Genomic DNA, 454 nt, shown 5'->3' on the forward strand with positions numbered 1-454 from the left:
CTTCCCATTTTCTGCTTAACCAGACATTGGGGGAATGAACCTTACTGGAGCAAAGCTCACAATCTGGTGCGGTGGTGGCCGGCAATCTTGATCCAGGCAGATCTGATAAGCAGAGGCGCAGCGTTCCGTGTGCCTTGGAAGTTCGCGACTCATGGAAAACTTGATCAGATAAAAATCTAAAGCCCGACCCTACACCGGACTTTTTCATTTCAGAGCCCTTCTGCCCCCCACCACCGCTTCACCCACAACGTCCCCACAATCCCCACGACAATCGAGGCCAATGGCAACGTCGAGGTCAAACTCAGCGTCGGGAATACCAGCAGAATCTGAGAGTCGTTGCCGCCAAGCATCATCGAGGCGCCAATGCCCATCAGCACACCGGCCAATAAATGCACGCACGCCTTCGACAAGTTGAACGGCTGGTAGCTGAAGGTCTTGCGGCGCAGGGTGAAGC

General features: G+C 54.6%; 2 protein-coding genes. Both read right to left on the reverse strand.

All coding sequences use genetic code 11. The features are described 5' to 3' along the window. A partial coding sequence (locus AC1DCY_RS27660) for a hypothetical protein (RefSeq protein ID WP_477355965.1) occupies positions 1-208 on the reverse strand: 208 nt, incomplete at its 3' end. Between the two features lies 1 nt (position 209). Beyond that, on the reverse strand, positions 210-454 hold a 245-nt coding region (locus AC1DCY_RS27665), incomplete at its 5' end, for a YeeE/YedE thiosulfate transporter family protein (protein ID WP_477355968.1).

The sequence above is a fragment of the Lysinibacillus sp. 10T31 genome (assembly GCF_056394365.1).